Genomic DNA, 21,694 nt, shown 5'->3' with positions numbered 1-21,694 from the left:
ACGTGGTACGTCGGGACGGGTGTCCCGGCCGATCAGGAATGCAGTGCCGCCGCAGGTGCGGTGGTCTCGGTGGGTAGCAGTGCGCGCAGCGCGGTGCTGAAGGCGCGGACCGCGGCGCCGGCGCTGAGCACGTCGCGCACGTAGCGGCGTCCGCCGCGGTGCGTGGCGCCGCCGGTCGCGATCCACTCCTCGTGCAGTTGCAGGGCGCCCGCCACGAGTGCCTCGGGATCCCCGGGCGCCACACGGATGCCCGCGTCCGCGGCGTCGAGCTCGGCGGCGGACGGGCTCTCGGCCTCGACGGCCGCGAGCACGGGACGGCCAGCGGTGAAGTAGCTCGTGAGCTTGCTCGGGACGCACATCTCCTTGAGCCCCGGTCGTTCGTTGACCAGCAGGACGTCCGCGGCGCGCAGCAGTCCGGCGTAGGTCTCGTCGTCGACCCCGGGCAGGACCTCGAAGCGCGGCGTGCGTCGGGCCAGCTCCTCGAGCTGCGGGCGCTGGTGCCCGCCGCCCACGAGCACGAATCGCAGCGGCGCTCCCGTGCGCTCGGCAACGTCCGCGGCCGCGGCGACGTTCGCGAGGTCCTGTTTGGCCCCCATGTTGCCCGTGTGCAGGACGACGACGTCGCCCGCGCCCCACCCGAAACGACGCCGTAGTTCGTCGGTGTCCACCGAAGGGGTCTGGGAGATGTGGGTCCAGTTGCGCACGGTGCTGATCCGGCGCGCGGGCACGGCCATCTCGCGGCGCAGGTAGTCCGAGAAGCGGTCGTGGATCACGACCACCCCCTGGCACGAGCGCAGGAAGGTGCTCTCGATACCGCGCATGACGCGCGCCACGGGTCCGCTCGCCGCGCCAGTCTCGGTGAGCCCGGCGGTGTAGATGTCCTGCACCCACGCGATCACCGGCGTGCGGCTCAGCGCGGCGCGCACCCGCACGATCGCCGACGAGAACAGGGCGGGGCTCACGACCACGACGGCGTCGGGATCGCCCCACGCGGCGGTCGCGGCACGCAGACCGAAGACGATCTCCATTCCCAGCCGGCGCAGCTGTCCGGCGTCGTGGGGAACGGGGTGCGGCACGCGCAGGACGGGTACGCCGTCGATCTCCTCGTGCGTGGCGCGGCGGTGCGAATACCCTTCGTGGACGCGCCACTGCGGGTAGTGCGGGAGACCCGTGATGACCCGGGCGTCCCATCCCTCCTCGCGCAGCGCGCGAGCCATGCCGGCGGTGTACGGCGCGATGCCCGTATGTTCCGGTGAATAGTTGAGTCCGATGATCAGGACGCGTGCTGCCACGCTATCTCCTCCCCCATGAAAAGCGGAGCAGCTCAGCCGCTGCCGCTTTTCCCGAATGGGCGGACTTCCCCAGTCCGCCTCCGCGCCACGTGGTGCAGCAATGCCTCATGGCTGTCCCACCGGGAGCGGTGAATGTCGCCGAAACACGAATCCCGCGTGTGCCGACGTTTGCCATCATAATCGTGTGCACAAGCACCTAACACCACAGTGATGACAATTCTGTGTGGGCTCATATAGGTACACGTGGGTATCACCTCAGGTGGGAGCGCGAAAAACAGTGATCTTGATGTAAAACCACACATTAGGGGACGGTAATCTCGGTCACGACCGGCGTCTCCCTGGCTATGCTTTATGAGTGCAAACATGCACGACTCCCGCGGGGGAACGCGAAAGTGACGCGGAGTTCGGGGCATCGATCCGCACTTCGGGGTGGGGCCCGGTCTTCGAGAGGGCACCCCATCGCCACGGGGGACGTGCGAAGGGGCGCGGCTGAGGCGCACCGGAGCAGAACTGGGGGAGATTTCATGCGTATTGCCGGGCAGGCAACTTTCTTGACGGACCACGACCACACCATCCACGCGTGGGTCCACGGCCCCGTGGACGATCGTGTGCGCGGCGCCGTGATCGTGGCGCCGGCCTTGGCGCGCGAGGAGGTCGTGAGTCACCGCAGCATGCGCCTCGTGGCCGCGCGCGCCGCGGAATCCGGGTGGCTCGTGATCCGCCTGGCGTGGAGCGGGACCTCCGAATCCGGTGCGCGTCCGGCCCTGAGTAACCCGCTCGAGGTGTGGCACGAGGACCTTGCGGTGGCCCACCGTACCGCGCGGGAGCTCGTAGGACCTGATCTGCCCGTGCACGGGATCGGGCTGCGCATCGGTGCGGGTGTGCTCGCGACCTCACCCCTGCCGTTCGATCGGCGCGTGCTGTGGGAACCGGTCTCGGGCGCCGTCTACATGCGCCAGTACACGGGCCTGCGGCGCACGAGCGGGTTGATCCTGCCGCCCGAGGTCCCCGACGGCGTGGAGATCGGCGGCGCACACTTCACTGACGCCGAAGCCGCGGCCATCCGCGCCCTACCGGATCCCCGCAAGATCAAGACCCCGGGTCTGATCACGGTGCGCGAGGAGGACCGGCGCATCGCCAAGAAGTTATACGGCGTGGCCGCGATCTACGCGAAGGCGAGCCCGGAGGCGATCGCCGCCCTCGTGGGTCGACTGGACGATTCCGTCCCCACCACGTCCCACAGGGAGGACTGGGTGGACGTGAGCGGCTGGCGTCCCACGACGACCGCGTGCTTCCATGTGGCGGAGTTCGGCGCGGAGGTCCAGGAGGACCTGCTGGAGCTGGGCCCGGACCACTTGCCGACCTCCTACACCCACCCCGTGGGCCGCGACGGCACCGGGGCCGGCGCGGTGGTGCTCGCACCGCCGTCCGCGGACCCCAAGGACGGGCCCACGGGACTGTGGACCGTGCAGGCACGCCGACTCGCCGCGCGCGGTGTCCCCGCGCTGCGCATCGAGCGTCACCACTGCGGTGACGCCGCTGGCCTGGACGAGGTCAAGGACATCAACCCTTACACGGGGCAGGGCGTGGCGGACCTGGACCTGGGTGCCGCGTGGCTGGCCGAGCGCACCGGGGAAAAAGTCACCGGGGTGGGGCTGTGCGTGGGCGGCTGGCTGGTCGCCATGGCCCCGCCCACGAGCGCCATGACCACCCGCGTGGTGCTCAACAACGTGGCGTGGCGCGCGGCGGAGAGCTACTACGACAAGCTCTATCGCAACTGGGACGTGGACGCCGTGCTGGAACAGCTGCGCACCATGAGCGACGTGGAGGTCACCACGAGCTGGCGCACGCGCGCCAAGGACCGGGTGCGCCGCCGCATGCCGTACATCGCGTGGCTCGTGCTGGGCCGGCGCAACATCCCCAACGTTCCCGAGGTGGTCATGGAGTACGCGTCCCGGGGCGCCGAGGTCACGTTCTACTTCGGGCCGGAGGACGGTCTGCTCTTCCAGCAGGAACGCGGGGAGGAGGGTCTGGCCCGGTTGCAGCGCCAGGGCCGCCGGATCAGGGTGGCCCACGTGCCCGCCCTGGACCACTCCCTCCAGGCCCACGCCTCACGCCTCACGGCCCTCGAGATCGTGGACGCCGCCCTGGGCCTGAGCCCCTCACCCGCCGAGGAGGTCGTCCCGTGCGCCGTCTGAGAACACGCAGCGCCCGCGCGCTCGCCGGGTGCGCCCTCACGGCCGTGCTGCTGAGCGGCTGCGCGGCCGGCGGGTCCGGCGACCACGCGCCGTCCTCCTCCGGTGAGAGCCTGGGTTTCGACGACGCCGCGCTGTCCCAGGTGGGTTTCGCGGACCCGCAGCAACTCACGCAACCGTCCCACGGGATCACCGTGACGGGTGCGCGGGGGCTCTCGGAGCGGGCCGCGGAACTCGCGGTGAGCACGGACCAGGTCTCTGCCGAGGCCCCGGGCGGGCGCAACTCGGTGGTGGTGATCACCCCGCAGGACTACGACCCCGCGAAGAAGTACCCGGTGGTGTATCTCCTCCCGGGCAGCGGTGCCACGGAGTCCCCTGCCCTGCAGTGGTACGAGGCGGGTCAGGCCGAGCAGCTCACCCAGGGTCTGCCCGTGATCACTGTCATCGTGAGCGGGGGCAAGGTGGGCTGGTACTCGGACTGGGCGTCCCAGGAGGAACTCACGCAGAACTGGGAGACATTCCACCTGGACCAGGTGGTCCCGTGGGTGGATCAGCACCTGTCCACCAGGGCGGACCGCGAGCACCGCGTGATCATCGGCAACTCGATGGGCGGGTACGGCGCCATGCGCTACGCCGAGCAACGTCCCGATCTCTTCGGGGAGGCCGTGAGCCTGTCCGGGTTGCTGGACCTGTCCTCGGATGAGGCCAAGCAGACGATCGCCACGGGATCCCAGGAGGCCACGGGCCGCACCGATTCGGTGTTCGGCAACGGCTCGGTCACGACCGAGGAACAGTGGCGTGCGAACGATCCCGCGGTCCGGAGCGGGGAGCTCAAGGATGTCCACGTGCAACTCTTCGCCGGTCGGGGCAACGGCCAGGAGGGGGACATCGAACCCGCTCTGAAGGACACCACGGTGACCATGGCGCGCGAGCTCGAGTCACAGGGAGTGGATTACCAGTACACCGAGTACGGCCAGGCGGGCCAGTGCAACGGCGGCCACGAGTTCCCGTGCTGGACCCCCGCGGCCACGGTCGCCCTCGGGCGCTGGGCCGATCGGGTGGGCGTGAAGCGCACCTCGCCCCAGCCGTCGGTGCCCTCGGCATTCGAGGACGTGACCTCACGGAGTTCGTCATGACGAGCGCGCCCGTGGCCGTGACACGCGGGACCGAGGCAGGGGACGGCGTCGTCGGCGTACCCCGCGTGGGCTGCGACCTGCAGGAGGTCGCGCCCGTGGCCGAAGCGCTCGCGCAGCGCGGGCAGCGGTACCTGCGGGCACTGTTCGCGCCCGAGGAGATCGCCGACCTCACGCGTCCGGACGGACGTCCGCTCGCGGCGGAGTCCGTGGCGGGGCGCTTCGCGGCCAAGGAGGCCGTGCTGAAGGTCTTGCGCCCGAGCGCCGACGACGCCGTGGCCTGGCCCCAGATCATGATCCGCTCGGACGCCCACGGTGCCCCTCGCGTGGAACTGCGGGGCACGGCCGCCCGCCTGGCCCGCGGCGCCGGACTCGGGGCGTGGAGCGTGAGCACGTCCCACGACGGAGGCTTCGCGATGGCCGTGGCCCTGGCCATCCGCTCACCCCAGCCCTGACCGGAGGCCAGACCACCGCGCCGACCGGTACCCGGGGCGCGGACATCGAAAACCACCACATCAACCGAAAGAGGTTCACCCCATGGATTCCACCGCCATCGAGACCACCGTCCGCTCCGTGCTGGGCCAGCACGGGAAGCTGTCCGAGGACGCCGGGACGATCGCCGCGGATGCGGACCTGTACCGCGCAGGCATGACCTCCCACGCGTCCGTGAACGTGATGCTGGGCCTGGAGGACGAGTTCGACATCGAGTTTCCCGAGGAGCGCCTGACCAAGGCCACGTTCACGTCCATCAACTCCATCACCGAGGCCGTGGAGGCGATCAACAATGACTGATCATGCAGTATTGACCGACACCTCGCAGCGAGGTGCCGAGGACACCGACCGGGCCGAGCGGGTCGCCGCGCGCGCGGAGGCCGTGGCCGCCGTGGCGCGCGAGTTCGCGGACGCGGTGGACTCGGAGTCCCGGTTCCCGCGGGAGGCCATCGAGGAGGCCCGCGCCCAGGGCCTGTTGGCCGCGCCGATCCCGGAAGCGGACGGTGGGCTGGGCTACAGCATCACCGAGCTGTGCCGGATGCTCGAGCGCGTGGGTCGGGAGTGCACCTCCACGGCCATGATCCTGGCCATGCACCACTCCCAGGTGCTGTGCCTCACCCGCCACGCGGACACCGACTTCCTACGGGACTACACCCGCCGTGTGGCCGCCGAGGGGCTGTTGTTGGCCTCCGCCACGACCGAGGCCCAGATCGGCGGGGACACCCGCAATTCCACGTGCGCCGTGCGCCCGATCGAGGACGGCCGGGTGGCCCTGCACAAGAGCTGCCCCGTGATCTCCTACGGTGCGTACGCGGACGCGATCCTGGTGACCGCGCGGCGCAGCGAGGACGCGGCGTCGAGCGACCAGGTGCTGTTGGTGGTCGAGGCCGAGAACCTGCAGCTGGACCGCCAGCGTGGCTGGGACGCCCTGGGGATGCGGGGCACGTGCTCCGAGTCCTTCGAGCTGGACGCCACCACGCCCGCGGACGCCATGTTCACGGTGCTGTTCGAGACGATCTCCGCGCAGACCATGCTCCCGGCGGCCCACTGCCTGTGGGCCTCCGCGTGGTTGGGCATGGCTACCCAGGCCGGGCTCACCGCCCGGTCCGTCGTGCAAAAGGCCGCGCGTAAGACCCCGGGGACCACACCGCCGTCCGCGCTGCGACTCGCGGAACTCGAGGTGCAGCTGCAGTCCATGACAGACGTGGTGCGTGCGAGCGTGGCCCGCTACGAGGCCGCGTGGGACGATCCGGCCGTGACCGAGTCCATGCAGTTCGCGATCGCCATGAACACCCTCAAGGTCTCGGGCGCGGAAGCAGTGCGCCGGATCGTGGGGGACGCCATGGTGATCGTGGGCATCACCGCTTTCGCCAATCGTTCGCCCGTGAGCCTGGCCCGGTTGTACCGGGACAGCATCGGGCCCTCGGTCATGGTCAACAACGACCGCATCCTGCTCCACACCGCCACACTCCAACTCGTTTCCAGGGGGCAACGATGAGCGCCACGGACACCACACAGGACCTCTCCCAGCTGCAGGACACCTTCCGCGAGGGCCTCGAAGCCCACGGCTGGTTCCTGCCCACCCTCGGGGACGGCGTGACCGGGCTCGGTCCGCAGGCCGAGGACGTCGTGCAGGGCATCGCCGCCGCGGCCCGCAAGGTCGCGGCGCGATTGTCCCCGGACGCGGGAACGCGCCGGTTGCGCTTCCCACCGGTCAACGGGACCCGGTTGCTCGAGCGCACCGACTACGTCGCGTCCTTCCCGCAACTACTCGGGACCATCTCCGCGTTCGAGGGCGACAACAAGGCCCACCGTGAGCTGCTCGCCACGTACGAGGAGCACGGTGACTGGTCCGCCCAGCTCACCCCGGCCGGCCACGCGCTGGTCCCCGCGGTGTGCCACCCCTTGTACGCGTACCTCGAGGGCTCGCAGGTGGACGGCTCGGTGTTCGAGCTCGTGGGCGAGTGTTACCGCCACGAGCCCAGCCCGGACCCCATGCGTTTCGTGACCTTCCGGATGTTCGAGGCGGTGTGCCTGGGCACGCCGCAGGAGGCCCGGGAGCACCGCGAGAAGTGGCTCGAGGCGGGGACCAACCTGCTGAGCTCCCTGGGGCTCGAGGTCCAGGCGGACACCGCCAACGACCCGTTCTTCGGCCGCGCGGGCAAGTTGCTCAGCGCGGGTCAGCGTGAGGCGCAGCTGAAGTTCGAGATCCTCACGGAGGTCTACCCGGGCCACCCCACGGCGATCGCCTCGGCGAACCTGCACGAGGACCACTTCGGCGAGGCTTTCAGCATGCACACCGCCGACGGTGCCGTGGCCCACTCCGCGTGCTTCGGCTTCGGTCTGGAGCGGGTGGCCCTGGCCCTGGCCATGCGCCACGGTTTCGACACCGCCGCGTGGCCCGTGACCGTGCGTCAGGAACTGGGGTTGCCATGACCGCCGTGACCGTGAACCACGGTGGGCCGGCGGATACCGCGTCCGTGCGGGAGCCCTTCGGCCACGAGGTCCTGGCGGTGCGCGGGTGCGAGTCGCTCACCGTGGCGAACGCACCGCGCTCCGTCCTGCACGACCCGGCGGAACCGTGGTCACCCACGAACTGCTACATGGACGTGTGGATCGGTCTCACCGCGACCCTCGGGTTGGACCCGCTGCCCATGCTCGGGGCCGCGTTCAGCGCGGACTTCCTGGGGGACCAGTGGGAGTTCCTCAAGCCCCGGCAGGAGGACCTCGAGACGCTCTACGGCCTCACGGTGGGGGAGTACGACACGTGGCGGCCCCTGGCCGAACACGTGCAGCTGGTGATGTCCCGCGGGGACGCCCTGATCGTGGAGGTGGACGCCTACCACCTCCCGGACACCGAGGGCGTGTCCTACGGACGGGCCCATACCAAGACGTCCATCGTGCCGTTGCGCCTGGATCCGGTCGCGGGGGAACTCATCTACCTGCACAACGACGGTGTCCACGTGCTGCACGGGGAGGACCTCGACAACGCGCTGGGCACGGGTGTGGGTTCCGGGTGGGTCCCGTACCCGTACGTGGAACTCGTGCGCCTGGACGGCATCCGGTCCCTGGCGCCCGAGGCGCTGTGGCAGCGCGCCGTCGAGATCGCGCGGGGGCACGTGCGCCGCGCTCCTGATGCCGGGGCGGGGAATTCCGCGCGCCCCGATCCGGCCGACCGGCTCGTGGCCGCGATCCGGGAGCACGTCCCGGTGCTCGCCGAGCGGGGCATGGAGTACTTCCACCAGTACTCGTTCGCGACGACGCGCCAGGCCGGTCTCACGTCCGGGCTCGCCGCCCACGCGTGCCGGTACCTGTCCCGCGGTGCGCAGGAGTGGCCGAGCGACGTGGACGCGGAGCAGCTGATCGAGGCCGCCGAGCAGTTCGATGCCGCCGCCGGCGCCGCCAAGGCCCTGCAGTTCAAGCTCGCCCGGGCGGCCTCGGGCAGGACACCGCGCATCGACTCGTCCGCGGAGGCGTTCGTGGCCGGGCACACCGCGGGCATGCGCGCGGTGCGTGAGGCCCTGGGCCTGGGGGAGTGACCGGGGTGCGCGACGCCGCGTGGACGCTCCGGCGCCTCGACCCGTCGCAGGACCCGGGCGATGCCCTCGCTCGTGGGATTCCCGCGCGGGTCCCGGGGACGGTGTCCGGTGCCCTGCGGGACGCCCTCGGGGAGGACCGCGTGGCCACCGTGCTGGCCACTGACGGTCCCGACACCGTGTGGGAGTACCGCACCCGGGTCACCACCGCCGGTGGTCGGCACCGGTTCATGTCCACGGGCGTGGCCACCGTGGCGCAGCTGCTGGTCGCGGACCGGGTCGTGCACGAGTCCCACAGTGCCTTCGCACCGTGGGACGTGATCGTGGAGCTGCCGTCCGGGCCGTGTGAGATCGCCCTGCGGGTCCTGCCCACGGCGTCCGTGAGCGTGCCGCGCAAGCCGCGCGCCCGCTGGTTGTCGCCGCTCGTGTCCGACCGCTCCCTGCGGTGGCGCCGCACCCCGCTGATCGGCTCGATCGACTGGCCCGGTGCGCTGCCCGTCCTGGGTCCGTGGGGCGGCCTGCGCGCTGTCCCACTTCCTTCTTCCGCCGACGACGACACTCCCCACCCCTCGCTCGGACTCGTACCGCGCGCGGTGCGCACGCGGGTCGGGGAGGACGGTAGCGGCGTCGTGACCGTGGAACTCGGCCCGACCACGGGTACGACCCCGGATCTTTACGCGGACACGGCCGGGAGCGCGGGCGCGGCCGCGGAGCTGGCGTGCGTCGGATGCTCAGCGGACCCGGATGTTTTGGTGGCCCGCGGCGCTGCGGTGGAACATGCGCGTGAAACCGTACACATCACCGTGGAGCCTCCCTATGAGGTGGACGCGCAGCCGGTGACCGCCGAGTGCGTCGTGACCGCGTCCGATGCCACATCGCGCGAAACGTTCACCGTGGACGTGGCCGTGCCCGACCCCGCGCTGTGGTGGCCGCACGGGATGGGCGAGCAACCGCTGTACCGGGTGCGGGTGCGCACCGGGCAGGGGGAATGCACGTACGCCGTGGGGTTCCGGTCGGTGTGTGCCGAACCGCGGGACCGGGACCATCGCGGTTTGGCCCTGCGGATCAATGACGTCCCCGTGTTCGCGAGGGGTGCCGTGTGGGCCGGTGCGGACCCCTTCGAGGTGGCCGCGGACCCGCAGCGCACCCGCGACGTGCTGGAACGCCTGCACGCGGGCGGCAGCACCATGATCCGCGTCCCGGGAACGGCGTGCTACGAGACCGAGGACTTCCACCGCGCGTGCGACGAGCTGGGTCTCATGGTCTGGCAAGACGTGGCCCTGGGGCCTCAGGACCCGCCGGACGATCCCGAGTGGCGCGCCGGGCTGCGCCACGAGGTCCGATACCTCGCCTCACGGTTGGCCTCTCATCCGTCCACGGTCGTGATCTCCGGGGGCACCGAGGTCATCCAGGCCCCCGTGCTCGCGGGCCGGCCCGCCGAGCAGTGGCGCACAGACGTGGTCCTGCGGGACGTTCCCCGCGCGGTCGGGGAGGCCGATGCGGACGTGGTGGTCGTCCCGTCCTCTCCGTGCTCGGACGCGGACCTGGACGCCGCGCAGCACGCGTACGAGACGGGCGAGGCCTCGGGGGAGCGGGCGTCGTCGTCGTCGGTGCCGACCGTCGCTCCCACGGACGCGGCCGATGGCGTGTCCCACTATTTCGGGGTGGGGGCCTACGGGCGACCGCTCGAGGACGCGGTGACCCGCGGGGTGCGGTTCGCTGCGGAGGCGCTGGCCTTCGCGGTGCCGCCGGAACCCGCCGCGGTGCGGGAGCAATTCGGGACGGACGGTCCGCTGGACGATGGGGATTCCACGGACGCGTGGCGCGCCGGTGTGGCCCACGACCCGGGGGCGGAATGGACCTTCGAGGACACCACCGCGATCTATGTCCACCGACTGTTCCTGGACCGGGACAGCGATCCGGACGCCGGTCTGGCGACCCCGGGGCAGCCAGCGTCCGACGGCGCAGGGACGGGTCACGTCGAGCGCCTCGAGTACGAGCGCGCCGCGCTCGCCCACGTGTTCCAGCGGACTTTCGCCCAGTGGCGCAGCAGGGATTCGCCGTGCCGGGGAGCGCTCGTGCTCTCGGCGCTGTCCATGGCCGCGGGCCCCGGGTGGGGTGTCCTGGATGCTTCCGGGCGGCCCACCGCCGCGTGGTACGGGATGCGCCGGGCGTGCGCGCCCGTGGCCGTGTCCTTCCTCCCCGCCGGCGGCGACGGACTACCCGTCCATGTCTGGAACGACGGCCCGACCCCGCTCACGGCCACACTGCGACTGACCGTGGCCACGGTGCACGGCGGCTGCCAGCAACCCCTCGACATCCCGGTCACGGTGCCCGCGCGCGGCGAGACCGTGATCCGCGCGGACCTCGCGGACGGTACGTTCCGGGACCTTGACCACGCGTACGGTTTCGGCGAGCGGGAGTACGACGCCGTGTCCGCCCAGCTCGTGAACCCCTCCGGTCGCGTGCTCGCCCGGGACGTCCACCTGACCGGCGGACCGCGACGCAACGATGCACCCGATCCGGGACTCGACGCTCACTGGGTCAGGACGGAACAGGGGGAGTGGTCGGTGGCCGTGACGGCGTTCGGACTTGCGCGATTCGTGGCCCTGGACCTGCCCCGCGGGGCCGTGGCCGAGGACGGCTACGTCCATGTACTCCCGGGTGAGACGGTGCACGTTCCGGTCAGCGGAGCCCTCACCGACGAGGGTCGTGCGGCCGCGCGGGTGCGGGCGCTGGGCGTCCCATCGGTACCGGTGGGCGCCGAGTCCGAGTAGCCGACGATCTCTCAACGGGCCGGGTGAAGCGTCACCTCATGACGGCCCCATGAGCCGTATTGACGAGAGAGCCCCGCACGTGCTGGCAACGCCACCCGTGCGGGGCTCCTGAGTCATTTGCCGGCGGCTGTCATCGGCCCGCTGTCCCGTACGCGCCGCGGTTCACACCTCGGGTACGTACGCCAGGACGTAATCCACCATCCGGCGGCACGATTCCGTGGCGAACAGCGAGTGGTCCAACGGGTCCAGGACGGTGAGCGTGCTGCGCGGGCCCAGGCGCTGGGGTGTGACCCCGCAGTGCTTGGCATCGGCGGGTCCGAAGACCGCGTCCACCGTAAGTCCGGGGATCTTGGCGAGCCGGCGCAGCGTGGGCTGCGGGACGTCGATGACCCCCACCCCGGCCGCGAGCGCATTGACCCGAGGTGACGCGTTGCGGGCGCGGTGACGGGTGCCGCGTACCACGGTGCGCGCCGTCGTCCCCACGTAGGCGTTGAGCCCGGCCAGGACGGCATCCCAGCGGGAGCCGGCAGGTGCGTCGTCGGCGGCGGGAGCGGACGACGGCGCTGCCGCCGCCTCATCCTGCCCGGGCAGGGTCGGGGCCAGGGGGCCGCCGCGCAGGCCCTGGCGCCAGTAGCGCCACGGTGCCCGCTGCCACGCGACGTTGTTGATGACCATGAGCGTGAGTCGTTCGCTCACCGTTGCGGGCAGTTCGTGGGCCGAGGCCACCAGGCCCCACGCGCCCAGACAGATGCCTGCCCCCAGGAGCGGACCGTCCGTGAGCTCGCTCAGGTGCATCACGAGTTCCCGGGACTCGGTGAGCGTGTGGTGAGCGTACGGGTTGGAGTCCTGCGTGATGTCCGAGCGCACGAGCTCGCCGGTGTCGGAGCGTTCGGCGAGCAAGCACACGGCGCCGCGCGCGGACGCGAGCAGCGCGGTGCGCAGCCACAGACCGCCGGAGGCCTCCATGACCTCCGAACCTGGGGAGATGAACGCCAGCCCGGGGGCATCGTGGTCGCGGGTCACCGGCTCGGTGATGATGGCCGGGCGTCGGGCGGCCCCGCTGGTCGAGCGCCGCAGCACCACGGGTGTCCCGGCCACGTCCACGGTGATCTCCTGCTCGGGGACCAGGCCGTCCCCGTCGGGACGAGCGGTGTCATCCGGCGTCGTCCCGGCCGGGGCGGCGTCCAGCGCGGTACGCACGGTGGCGATCAGACGGGCGGGGACGGCAGCCGCGCGGGGGTGCACGTTGATCGGGAGTGCGCCTGCTTCTTCGTCGGACAGGATGCGGATTCGACGATCGGGACCGTCCGCGGGCTCGGGAAGCGCCTTGAGCGCGGCCGCGCCGTGCGAGGACAGCTGCAGGTTCATCAGTTCCGTGCCCTCGCTCACGCGGGGCGGTAGGTCGGGCCCGCCCATGCGGCGCAGCGCGCTCTGGTGGCGCACCCACTGCTTACCGGACACGGGGGCCAGCACCAGCCGGGAGGCCCAGCCATGATCCTCGGTGGCGGCGAGCACGGTGCCGCCCAGGCTGAAGCCCACCCCGTGGACGGGACCGTGGGAGCTCGCCCAATCGCGGACGGTGGTTAGGTCGTCGACCCACAGTCCGGCGTCCACGGCTTCCTCGGCGGTGGGGCTCTGACCGGTCCCGGACCAGTCGAGGCGCACCACACGCCACCCGTGAGCGGCCAGCGCCCGGGCCGTGTGGATCATGCTGCGGGTCAGGGTCACGCGCTCGCGTCCCGGGGACCCCACGACGATGACGGTCCCGCCGCGCTCGGTGGCCGTGGGTTCGTGCACGTCCACAGCGATCCACCGGTTCCCGGCAGGCACCCACCCGTGGCGTACGGAGTCCTCCTCGCGAACGCGTGAGCGGTGGCCGGGCCTGGAACGGCGCAGCTGCGAGTACGTGAGCATGAATGATCCCCCAAGTAATACGTGTCTCCGCCGCGGGCGTCCGGTTCTTCCCCAAGAACCTCGGCGCGCTTGCTCCCTGACGAACTTTTGCCCAGACTAACCATTTTCCCCGGGACGGGCGGAGTGAACTGTGCAAAAGCATACGCCTTTGGCATGTGATTCCGGGGTTCCCGAGGGGAAATGCCTGCCCTCCCTTTAGGGGGTACTTAGGGCAGTTACCGGGTTTTCGTGGGGTCTCGCAGGTCGATCCCGAAGACCCGCTTCACCGCGGTGGTCACGTGGCGGCCATAGCGCTGCGAGGACGGCGTCGAGGAGAACGGCAGGAACCTACCGGGGACGTCCGGGTGGGTGATCTTCCCGTGGGTGGGCCCGGACGTGGTGACCTCGAAGCCCGCCCCGCGCAACCGTTCGAGCAGTTCCCTGCGGTTGGTGGGATAGCGGGTGCCGCTGCCCCCGGGTTTCGCGCCGGTGTGCTCGAGGGAGTCGGGGGTGTCCGCCCAGGTCTCGTCCGGGCGCCGGGCGATCGCCCACCCGCTGCGGTAGATCCCCACCACGCGGTGCTCCGCCCGGGTCACCTGCACGCACAGCCGGCCGCGCACGTAGTAGTCGGTGCGCCCGAGGTCCGCGGTCCAGGTGTCCTCGGGGTCCGCCACGACGGCTTGCAGCGCGCTCTCGCTCACGTCCCACACGCCCTGTACGACGACGCCGTCCGCGGGCACCTCGAGCGCCGGGGCCCCCGACAGATCGGAGTCCACGGTGTAGAACGCACGCTCGGGGGCAGTGGTGTCGGGGGTAATGCCCGCGCGCAACAGGCGAACGAACTCCGCGAGCTGCGGGTCCACCGTGAGCTCGCGTGGTGCTTCGGACGCGATGGGCGTGGTGGGTTCCCCGGCGGGGACCGTGCGCGGCCCGGGGCCCGGTTTGGGTGCCCCGCCCGCGGCAGGAACAGCACGGGTGCCGTCCGCGCCGGGAACTGTTCGGGGCCCGGGACCTGACCGAGGCGTCCCGTCCGGCGCTGCTCCGGCCCGAGGTTCGGAGTCATCGCCGACGGCGTCCGCGTCCCCTTGCCGCTCGGAAGGGCGCCACGAGGTGTAGTCCACCGGGCGGACGCCCAGTGCGGGGTCCTTGCGGCCGCGCATCGCGGCGGGGGAGGGTTGTGGGGTGCTCATGGCAGGTCCTCGGGCGGAAGGGGCGGTGTCCGTGCCACGCTGTCACGATACCGCCGGGATTACCAGCGGGTGGGCGGCCCGAGCGGGGAAGGGGCGCGTGCGGCGTCGTCGTAGAATCGAGCGGGTGGAATGCGGATATTACGACCGGGACCTGTGCCGATCCTGCACGGTGATCGAGGTGCCCTACGCGCGGCAGCTCGCTCGCAAACAACAGCTCGTGCGCGACCTCGTGGACTCACACGGTGAGCCGCGGTGGCTCGAGCCGGTCGCGTCCGTGGAGGCGGGGTTCCGCAACAAGGCCAAGATGGTCGTGGCCGGGAAGGTCGGCGCACCGACCCTAGGCATCCTGGACCGCGGGGGCCGCGGGGTCGACCTGCGCGACTGCCCGCTCTACCCCGAACCCGTGACGCGCGCGATCCACGCGCTCGCCGAGTTCATCGCGCGGGTGCGGCTGTTGCCGTACGACGTGGCCAAGCGGCGCGGTGAGCTCAAACACCTGATCGTCACGGGGAACCCGGACGGGCGGCTCATGATCCGGTTCGTGCTGCGCAGCACCGGGCAGCTGGCCAAGATCCGGGACAACACGGATCTGCTGCGCGAGCTCCTGCCGCACGCGGACGTGCTCTCCGTGAACATCCAGCCCGAGCACAAGGCCGTGATCGAGGGCGCCGAGGAGATCCTGCTCTCGCGGCAGGGCGAGCTGATCATGCCGGTCAACGGCATCGACCTGCGAGTCCGGCCGCGCTCGTTCTTCCAGACGAACACACGGGTCACGGAGCAGCTGTACCGCCAGGTCGCGGACTGGGTGGACGCGGTGGACCCGGCGAGCGTGTGGGACCTGTACTGCGGGGTCGGGGGTTTCGCGCTGCATGTCGCCGCTCCCACGCGCGAGGTCGTGGGCACCGAGATCTCCGCCGAGGCCGTGGCCTCCGCCCGGGACACCGCCCGCGCCATGGGGCTACCGGATGAGGGTCCGGGCTCCGTGCGTTTCCTCGCCGACGACGCCGCCGCGACCCCCGCGGATCTGCCCGGCACCCCGGAGCTCGCGATCGTCAACCCGCCCCGCCGCGGGCTGGAAGCGTCCCTGTGTGCGTGGCTCGAGAACTCATCGGTGGATCATGTCGTGTACTCGTCGTGCAACGCCACGACGCTCGCGCGGGACCTGGGCCGGATGCCGTCCTTGCGGCCCGTGGAAGCACGACTGCTGGACATGTTCCCCCACACCGGACACTACGAGGTCGCGGTCCTGCTGCGCAGGGGGTGAGGGGCGGGACTACCGGTTCGATGCCGGCGACCCGGCGAGGCTGACGACGGCGCCGGGCCCGGCGCCGTCGTCCCGGGTCGCGGACGGGCACGCGCATCGAAGAAGCGTCCCGGGGTGCCCTGTCGAGCACCCGGGGACGCTTCGGATGCTTACCGCGAAGGCGCGGACTACGAGTTCGCCGCCGCCATGGCCCGCAGCTTGGTCACCGCCTCGTTCACCATGTCCGGCACGGACTGATCGATGTCGAGCTTGTAGCCGCCCTCCTCCTGCGCGAGCGGCTCGAGGGTGTCCAGCTGGGACTGCAGCAGCGTGGCCGGCATGAAGTGCCCGCTGCGGCCCTCGATCCGCCGGGTCAGCACCGCCACGGACCCATCCAGGTGCAGGAACAACGCCGACGGCGCTTGCGAGCGGATCCGTTCCCGGTACTTGCGCTTGAGCGCGGAGCACGCGATCACCATGCCCTCGTGCTGTTCACCCCGCTCGTGCAGTGTGCGGCCCACGATCTCGAGCCAGGGCCAGCGGTCGTCGTCGTCGAGCGGCGTGCCCGAGGCCATTTTCTGGACGTTCTCGATGGGGTGCAGGCTGTCCCCGTCGACGAAGTCCACACCCAGCTCGTGGGCCACGAGCGTGCCGATCGTGGTCTTGCCCGACCCCGAGACGCCCATGACCACCACGAGCGGTGCGATGTCCGTGCTCACCCCGCTCACCGGTCGTGCACCGTGCCGTCGGTGAGGCGGTTGTAGGGCAGGTGCGCGGTGGTGTACTCGTACTTCTCCGCCTCATCCTCGTCGATCTCCACGCCCAGGCCCGGGGTGTCGGAGGGGTGCAGCAGACCGTTCTCGAACGTCATGTACTGACGGAAGACCTGGTTGGTCTTCTCCGAGTGAGGCATGTACTCCTGCAGGCCGAAGTTGTGGATGGCCATGCCCACGTGCAGCTGCGCCGCGAAGCCCACGGGGGAGACGTCCGTGGAGCCGTGGAAGCCGGACTTGACCTGGTACATCGCGGCGTAGTCCATGACCTTCTTCAGCGGAGAGATCCCGCCGAAGTGCGTGGACGCGCAGCGCACGTAGTCGATCAGCTGTTCGGAGATCAGGTCCTTGATGTCCCAGATCGTGGTGAAGACCTTGCCGATGGCGAGCGGCTGCGTGGTGTGCTGACGCACCAGCCGCAGGGCCTCCTGGTTCTCCGCCGGGGTGCAGTCCTCGAGCCAGAACAGGTCGTAGGGCTCGAGCGACTTGCCGAGCTTGGCGGCCTGGATAGGAGTCATGCGGTGGTGGCCGTTGTGCACCAGGGGCAGCTCCGGGCCGAACTCGTTGCGCACGGCCTCGAAGACGCACGGAATATGGCGCAGGTACGCGCGGGTGTCCCAGTCCTCCTCCGCGGGCAGCGCGGCACGCTGTGCCGGCTGGTAGTCGGAGCGCTCGCCGGGGGCCTGCGGCTGGGCGGCCACGCCGTACAGCGCGGTGATCCCCGGGACCGAGGACTGCACGCGGATCGCGGTGTAGCCGTGCTCCTGCTCGGAGCGGATCGAGTCGAAGATCTCCTCGGTGTCCCGCCCGGAGGCGTGGCCGTACGTGGACAGCCCGCGGCGGGAGGCGCCACCGAGCAGCTGGTACACCGGCATGCCGGCCACCTTGCCCTTGATGTCCCACAGGGCCATGTCCACCGCGGCGATCGCGGCCATGGTCACGGGGCCGCGGCGCCAGTAGCCGGAGCGGTACAGGAACTGCCACGTGTCCTCGATGTTTGCCGGGTCGCGGTCGATCAGCAGGGGTGCCACGTGGTCGGACAGGTACGTGGCCACCGCCAGTTCGCGGCCGTTGAGGGTCGCGTCACCGATCCCGGTGACACCCTCGTCGGTCGTGAGCTTGAGCGTCACGAAGTTGCGTGAGGGACTGGTGACGATGACCTTGGCTTCGGTGATCTTCATGGTGTTTCCTCTCTGGAACGGTGGGCCCGCTCGATTATGGCGGATCAGCGTGTGGACGGGCCGGACCCGTCGCCGCGCTCGGACGGCACGGACGGGCCCTGGGTGGTCATGGGGTGGGAATCCCGGGCCGTGGGGCCGGGGCGGTCGGTGCGGGTCCCCGCGGGAGCCGGGACCTCACCGGGGTGCAGCTGCTCGTGGCGCAGCGAACGGTTGGCCTCGATGGACTTCATGATGTCCTTGAACTTTGCTTCCGTGAGCGGGTAGCCGGCCATGATGAGCATGACGATCAGGAAGATCACCGCGGGGATCAACCCGCCCGCGACCGCCATGCCGTTCACGGTGTCCGGGCTCTGCTGCGGGGCGTGCTGGTCGAACGCCACGACCACGAGCGGCAGGGCGCGCTCGGCGAGGGAGCGTTCCTCGTGGAGCAGTCCACGAGTCTGCATGAGCTGGGCATCAATCCGGTGACCGTTCTGCTGCGCAGCGCCATGTGCGTCTCACCCATCGAGCTCGCGGTGTGGTGGATCGCGTTCTCCCTGGTCGTGGCGCCCAGGGAACATCGCTTCGGGTGGCGGCGCGTGTTCGCCGGCTTCGTGATCGGGCACGTGGGTGCCACCGTGTCCACCGCGGCACTGCAGATGTGGGAGGCCCAGGCCTTCCCGAACCCCGACTTGATCCCGGAACGGATCGACGTGGTCGCGAGCTACGGGTTCTTCGCGTTCGCCGCGCTGGCCACCTATCACGGTTCCGCGCGCCGCAGGCTCCTGTGGGCCGCCGGGCTCGTGGCCGCGGCGGCCGGGGGAGTGGTCCTGGATTTCGGATGGACGGCCATCGGGCACGCGATCGCGGTGCTGCTGGGGCTCGCGTGCTACCGACTCGTGAATCCCGACGCCGCGGTGCACCACGAGGCGCGCGTCCGGGCCCGGCGGTTGTACGAGATGGAGCACTGATCCGGCACGGGCCTCGGTCCCGTGGGTTCGGATCGGCTGAGTTCCACCGCGCTACGGATTGCGACGGCGTAGCAGAGTTCGACGACGCTGCGGAGCCACTCGTCTCGGTTGCCCGCGTGACGTGTGACACTTAGTATGCAGCTTGTATCTATGCAACCCGCGGACTGATCGCCGCGGGTTGCCGCTCGCCCCACACCCCGGGGCACGCGGCCGTGCCAGCGGGTACGGAACCGGCCGGAGCGACGTCGAACAGGGAGCACCATGGCGTACAACGCGGCCGAGCGCGCGTACGAGCACGTCAAGGCCAGGATCCTCACGGGTGAGCTGGACGGGCACATGTTGTCCGAGGGCGTCTTCGCCACGGAGCTGGGGGTCTCCCGGACTCCGGTCCGTGAGGCGTTCCTGCGGCTCCAGGTGGAGGGGCTCATGCGGCTCTACCCCAAGCGTGGTGCGCTCGTGGTGCCGGTGGGCCCGCACGAGTCCCGCGAGGTGCTCGCTGCGCGGCGGGTCGTGGAATGCGCGAGCGTGAAGGAGGCGATCGGGGATCCCGATCTGCCCGACACCCTCGCCGACCTCCTGGAACAGCAGCGAAAGGCTGCGGGCACGCCGCGATTCGGTGAGCTGGATGCCGCGTTCCACACCGCTCTCGTGGAGGCCGCGGGCAACAGTCTGTTGAGCGGTTTCTACCAGGGGCTGCGGGACCGGCAGATCCGGTTGATCGCCACCGCGGTGCGCACGGCCCAGGAGCGGTCTGACGAGATCCTGGCGCAGCACGCGGAGATCGTGGCGGGCGTTCGGGAAAAAGATACGGAACGGGTGGAAGCCCTGTTGGCGGAGCATTTGCAGCGCGTGTACGAAGGGATCGTGTCATGAGTGTGAAACCCTGGATGAGGGTCAGTTCGGCGCTGTTGGCGGTGGCGTGGGGTGGTAACGAGTTCACCCCGTTGCTCGTCATGTACCGCACGGTGGAGGGGTACGAACAGGTGGCCGTGGACATGCTCCTGGCCGCGTACGTCCTGGGGATCGTGCCGGCCCTGTTGATCGGCGGGCCGTTGTCCGATCGGCACGGGCGGCGGGCACTGATGATCCCCGCGCCCATCCTCGCGATGGTGGGCAGCATCCTGTTGGCCATGGGGGCAGGGAGTCTGGTGCTGCTTTTCGTGGGCCGGGTCTTCTCCGGGCTGGCCCTGGGACTGGGCATGGCCGTGGGGACCTCGTGGATCAAGGAGCTCTCCGACCGGCCGTACGAGGAGCACCCGGAGCGGGTCTCGGGCGCTCGCAGGGCGTCCCTGTCGCTCACGGCCGGATTCGCCCTGGGTGCCGTGATCGCAGCGATGCTCGCCCAGTTCGCCCCGCTGCAAACCGTATTGCCGTACGTGATCAACCTCTTGATCTGTCTGCCCGCGGTCCTGCTGGTCGCGGGAGCACCCGAGACCCGCCACGCAAGCGCACCGCACGGCTCCCTCCTGTCCGATCTGAAGATCCCGGCCACGCGTCAGCACAGGTTCTGGTTCGTGGTGGCGCCGTCCGCGCCCTGGGTGTTCGGATGCGCGGCGTCCTCGTACGCGATCCTCCCGGCGCTCATGGCGGACGTCGTGGGCCCGGACTACGGCATCGCGTTCTCGGGGCTCATGTGCCTGGTGGGCCTGGGCTGCGGGTTCTTCATCCAGCCCCTGGGCCGGCACCTGGACCGCGACGGTTCCATCCGTTCGCTCGCCGTGGGCATGGTCGCGGTGATCCTGGGCATGCTCACCGCGGTGGCCTCCGCCGCGACCCTGAACATCCTTGTGGTCCTCGCGGCTTCCGCGGTCCTGGGTTGCGGCTACGGTCTCGTGCTGGTCTCCGGGTTGCAGGAGGTCCAGCGCATCGCCCGCCCGGACGACCTCGCGGGACTCACCGCGGTCTTCTACTCCCTCACCTACGTGGGCTTCTTCGTGCCCATGGTCCTCGCGCTGATCGCCCGGTTCACGTCCTACCCGTGGCTGTTCGCCTCCGGTGCCGTGATCGCGGCCCTGTGCCTGGGCATCATGGCCTACGGGCGGCGGCACGAGGTGCGCGACCTGGACGCGCTCGAGGCGGCGGCCGCGCGGTAGCAGGGGCAGCGGCGTCGTCGTCCCGTAACGAATGCGCCCGTACGGCGGGTGATGCCGGGTCGTCGCGGGGCGGCCGTGCTCAGCCGAGGACCAGGGTCGCCGCGCCGCGCAACAGGACGACGACGCCGCCCGCGGCCGCGAGCGCCATGGCCAGTTTCTGCGCGGTCGCCTTGGTGAGGTGGCGGGACAGCCAGGTCCCCACCGCGATCCCGGCCAGGACCGTGAGCACGAGCGCGCCCACGGCCGCGAGCGCGGGGACGGGCAGGGCAAAGTGCACCCCGGCCGCGAGTTTGGAGACCACCGACAAGGCCCCCATGGACATGAACACGGGCTGCATCGTGGCCGCGAACCGGTGTTGGTCCCAGCGGGTCACGCGCGAGTAGATCACCATGGCGGGGGCCGCCACACCCGCGGTGGAGTTGAAGAATCCCCCGATCACCCCGGCCGGGACCATGGCCTTGCGGCGGGAGAGCTCGGGGGTCGCGGGGGAGAAGCGCGTGACGGCGAGGCCCGCGAGCACCACCGCACCCACGGCCACCTGCAACCACGCGCTCGGCACCCAGCGCACCACGAGCGCTCCGGCCACGATCCCGGGCACGGCGGACGCGACCAGCACCGCCGCGTGCCGCCATTCCACGAATCGGCGCACGGACAGGGTGATCAGGAAACCGGAGCACGTGGTGGCCGCGTTCGTCGCGAGGACTCCCGGGCCGGGACCCATGATCAGGGACAGCACCGGTGCCACCACGAGGCCCACCCCGGTGCCGGACACCCGTTGCAGGACGGTACCCATGAGCACGGCGAGCAGGGCGGCGATGAGGATCAACATGGGCGGCTTCCGGTGAGCGGGGTCGGTGGTTCGAGGGTATCCGTGTGTGCGCCGGCGGGTGGCACCACGTGGGATCCGTGGCGCATGTCATGGGTGCTGCACCCGGGACATGGGTCG

19 protein-coding genes are annotated in these 21,694 nt (G+C 70.8%); 12 read left to right on the top strand and 7 right to left on the bottom strand.

Features of this window, described 5'->3' with window-relative positions; genetic code table 11:
- Positions 1-32 precede the first annotated feature (32 nt).
- Positions 33-1,292: a glycosyltransferase family 4 protein gene (locus tag ACW9PK_RS04080; RefSeq protein WP_457016653.1), complete on the bottom strand. Its 1,260-nt coding sequence runs from the start codon at positions 1,290-1,292 to the stop codon at positions 33-35.
- Between the two features lie 524 nt (positions 1,293-1,816).
- Here ACW9PK_RS04080 and ACW9PK_RS04075 point away from each other — a divergent pair.
- From ACW9PK_RS04075 to ACW9PK_RS04040, 8 genes are all read left to right on the top strand, one after another.
- On the top strand, positions 1,817-3,490 hold the full coding sequence (locus ACW9PK_RS04075) for a hypothetical protein (RefSeq protein ID WP_457016651.1): 1,674 nt from the start codon (positions 1,817-1,819) through the stop codon (positions 3,488-3,490).
- Positions 3,478-4,623: an alpha/beta hydrolase gene (locus ACW9PK_RS04070; protein ID WP_457016649.1), complete on the top strand. Its 1,146-nt coding sequence runs from the start codon at positions 3,478-3,480 to the stop codon at positions 4,621-4,623. Before ACW9PK_RS04075 ends, ACW9PK_RS04070 begins: the two co-directional genes overlap by 13 nt.
- Entirely contained in the window at positions 4,620-5,075 is a 456-nt protein-coding gene (locus ACW9PK_RS04065) for a holo-ACP synthase (protein ID WP_129699753.1), read from the top strand. Before ACW9PK_RS04070 ends, ACW9PK_RS04065 begins: the two co-directional genes overlap by 4 nt.
- Before the next feature lie 82 nt (positions 5,076-5,157).
- On the top strand, positions 5,158-5,412 hold the full coding sequence (locus ACW9PK_RS04060) for an acyl carrier protein (protein ID WP_064845610.1): 255 nt from the start codon (positions 5,158-5,160) through the stop codon (positions 5,410-5,412).
- The gene (locus ACW9PK_RS04055; RefSeq protein WP_368844659.1) at positions 5,405-6,610 is read left to right on the top strand and encodes an acyl-CoA dehydrogenase family protein; all 1,206 of its coding nucleotides are present in this window, start codon (positions 5,405-5,407) and stop codon (positions 6,608-6,610) included. The genes ACW9PK_RS04060 and ACW9PK_RS04055 overlap by 8 nt, the downstream gene beginning before the upstream one ends.
- Entirely contained in the window at positions 6,607-7,548 is a 942-nt protein-coding gene (locus tag ACW9PK_RS04050) for a class-II aminoacyl-tRNA synthetase family protein (RefSeq protein ID WP_085106552.1), read from the top strand. Before ACW9PK_RS04055 ends, ACW9PK_RS04050 begins: the two co-directional genes overlap by 4 nt.
- A complete protein-coding gene (locus ACW9PK_RS04045; protein WP_368844658.1) occupies positions 7,545-8,651 on the top strand; it encodes a DUF1839 family protein in 1,107 nt (368 codons plus the stop codon). The genes ACW9PK_RS04050 and ACW9PK_RS04045 overlap by 4 nt, the downstream gene beginning before the upstream one ends.
- Before the next feature lie 5 nt (positions 8,652-8,656).
- The gene (locus ACW9PK_RS04040) at positions 8,657-11,425 is read left to right on the top strand and encodes a hypothetical protein (RefSeq protein WP_457016645.1); all 2,769 of its coding nucleotides are present in this window, start codon (positions 8,657-8,659) and stop codon (positions 11,423-11,425) included.
- Positions 11,426-11,587: 162 nt separating this feature from the next.
- On the opposite strand, the gene ACW9PK_RS04035 is transcribed toward ACW9PK_RS04040, so the two are convergent.
- Both ACW9PK_RS04035 and ACW9PK_RS04030 read right to left on the bottom strand, forming a co-directional pair.
- Positions 11,588-13,339 (bottom strand): alpha/beta hydrolase, encoded by a 1,752-nt coding sequence (locus ACW9PK_RS04035; protein WP_085106549.1) that lies wholly within the window; start codon positions 13,337-13,339, stop codon positions 11,588-11,590.
- Positions 13,340-13,554: 215 nt separating this feature from the next.
- Positions 13,555-14,508 (bottom strand): serine/threonine-protein kinase, encoded by a 954-nt coding sequence (locus ACW9PK_RS04030; RefSeq protein WP_240505614.1) that lies wholly within the window; start codon positions 14,506-14,508, stop codon positions 13,555-13,557.
- A 124-nt stretch (positions 14,509-14,632) separates the two neighbouring features.
- Between ACW9PK_RS04030 and rlmC the strand changes: the two genes are divergently transcribed.
- Positions 14,633-15,772 carry a 23S rRNA (uracil(747)-C(5))-methyltransferase RlmC gene (rlmC, locus tag ACW9PK_RS04025; RefSeq protein ID WP_457016642.1) on the top strand — a complete coding sequence of 380 codons (1,140 nt, stop codon included), beginning with the start codon at positions 14,633-14,635 and terminating at the stop codon, positions 15,770-15,772.
- A 167-nt stretch (positions 15,773-15,939) separates the two neighbouring features.
- Here rlmC and ACW9PK_RS04020 read toward each other — a convergent pair whose 3' ends face one another.
- The 3 genes from ACW9PK_RS04020 to ACW9PK_RS04010 are packed head-to-tail and all read right to left on the bottom strand — an operon-like array spanning position 15,940 to position 18,151.
- On the bottom strand, positions 15,940-16,470 hold the full coding sequence (locus tag ACW9PK_RS04020) for a gluconokinase (RefSeq protein WP_239321268.1): 531 nt from the start codon (positions 16,468-16,470) through the stop codon (positions 15,940-15,942).
- A gap of 5 nt (positions 16,471-16,475) precedes the next feature.
- Entirely contained in the window at positions 16,476-17,705 is a 1,230-nt protein-coding gene (manD, locus tag ACW9PK_RS04015; RefSeq protein WP_457016640.1) for a D-mannonate dehydratase ManD, read from the bottom strand.
- 44 nt (positions 17,706-17,749) lie between these two features.
- The gene (locus tag ACW9PK_RS04010) at positions 17,750-18,151 is read right to left on the bottom strand and encodes a hypothetical protein (protein ID WP_368844652.1); all 402 of its coding nucleotides are present in this window, start codon (positions 18,149-18,151) and stop codon (positions 17,750-17,752) included.
- Between ACW9PK_RS04010 and ACW9PK_RS04005 the strand changes: the two genes are divergently transcribed.
- From ACW9PK_RS04005 to ACW9PK_RS03995, 3 genes are all read left to right on the top strand, one after another.
- The gene (locus tag ACW9PK_RS04005) at positions 18,128-18,655 is read left to right on the top strand and encodes a rhomboid-like protein (protein WP_368844651.1); all 528 of its coding nucleotides are present in this window, start codon (positions 18,128-18,130) and stop codon (positions 18,653-18,655) included. The two genes, ACW9PK_RS04010 and ACW9PK_RS04005, sit on opposite strands and share 24 nt — an antisense overlap.
- Before the next feature lie 261 nt (positions 18,656-18,916).
- Positions 18,917-19,528, top strand: coding sequence for a GntR family transcriptional regulator (locus ACW9PK_RS04000; protein ID WP_064845601.1), 612 nt, complete (start codon positions 18,917-18,919; stop codon positions 19,526-19,528).
- Positions 19,525-20,748, top strand: a complete 1,224-nt coding sequence (locus ACW9PK_RS03995; RefSeq protein WP_368844650.1) for an MFS transporter — start codon at positions 19,525-19,527, stop codon at positions 20,746-20,748. Before ACW9PK_RS04000 ends, ACW9PK_RS03995 begins: the two co-directional genes overlap by 4 nt.
- Before the next feature lie 79 nt (positions 20,749-20,827).
- On the opposite strand, the gene ACW9PK_RS03990 is transcribed toward ACW9PK_RS03995, so the two are convergent.
- Positions 20,828-21,577, bottom strand: a complete 750-nt coding sequence (locus ACW9PK_RS03990; protein WP_457016636.1) for a TSUP family transporter — start codon at positions 21,575-21,577, stop codon at positions 20,828-20,830.
- Positions 21,578-21,694: the final 117 nt, after the last annotated feature.

Source organism: Kocuria sp. MNB10 (assembly GCF_054073685.1).
The sequence above is the reverse complement of the archived record's forward strand: the minus strand, read 5'-3'. Positions and strand labels throughout refer to the sequence as shown.

What these genes read in the sequence shown, in the direction of transcription:
- ACW9PK_RS04035 (WP_085106549.1), bottom strand. Translation starts at nt 13,339, where the DNA reads ATGCTCACGTACTCGCAGCTGCGCCGTTCCAGGCCCGGCCACCGCTCA.
- ACW9PK_RS04000 (WP_064845601.1), top strand. Translation starts at nt 18,917, where the DNA reads ATGGCGTACAACGCGGCCGAGCGCGCGTACGAGCACGTCAAGGCCAGG.
- ACW9PK_RS04075 (WP_457016651.1), top strand. Translation starts at nt 1,817, where the DNA reads ATGCGTATTGCCGGGCAGGCAACTTTCTTGACGGACCACGACCACACC.
- manD (WP_457016640.1), bottom strand. Translation starts at nt 17,705, where the DNA reads ATGAAGATCACCGAAGCCAAGGTCATCGTCACCAGTCCCTCACGCAAC.
- ACW9PK_RS04055 (WP_368844659.1), top strand. Translation starts at nt 5,405, where the DNA reads ATGACTGATCATGCAGTATTGACCGACACCTCGCAGCGAGGTGCCGAG.
- ACW9PK_RS04065 (WP_129699753.1), top strand. Translation starts at nt 4,620, where the DNA reads ATGACGAGCGCGCCCGTGGCCGTGACACGCGGGACCGAGGCAGGGGAC.
- ACW9PK_RS04045 (WP_368844658.1), top strand. Translation starts at nt 7,545, where the DNA reads ATGACCGCCGTGACCGTGAACCACGGTGGGCCGGCGGATACCGCGTCC.
- ACW9PK_RS03990 (WP_457016636.1), bottom strand. Translation starts at nt 21,577, where the DNA reads ATGTTGATCCTCATCGCCGCCCTGCTCGCCGTGCTCATGGGTACCGTC.
- ACW9PK_RS04050 (WP_085106552.1), top strand. Translation starts at nt 6,607, where the DNA reads ATGAGCGCCACGGACACCACACAGGACCTCTCCCAGCTGCAGGACACC.
- ACW9PK_RS03995 (WP_368844650.1), top strand. Translation starts at nt 19,525, where the DNA reads ATGAGTGTGAAACCCTGGATGAGGGTCAGTTCGGCGCTGTTGGCGGTG.
- ACW9PK_RS04010 (WP_368844652.1), bottom strand. Translation starts at nt 18,151, where the DNA reads ATGCAGACTCGTGGACTGCTCCACGAGGAACGCTCCCTCGCCGAGCGC.
- ACW9PK_RS04060 (WP_064845610.1), top strand. Translation starts at nt 5,158, where the DNA reads ATGGATTCCACCGCCATCGAGACCACCGTCCGCTCCGTGCTGGGCCAG.
- ACW9PK_RS04030 (WP_240505614.1), bottom strand. Translation starts at nt 14,508, where the DNA reads ATGAGCACCCCACAACCCTCCCCCGCCGCGATGCGCGGCCGCAAGGAC.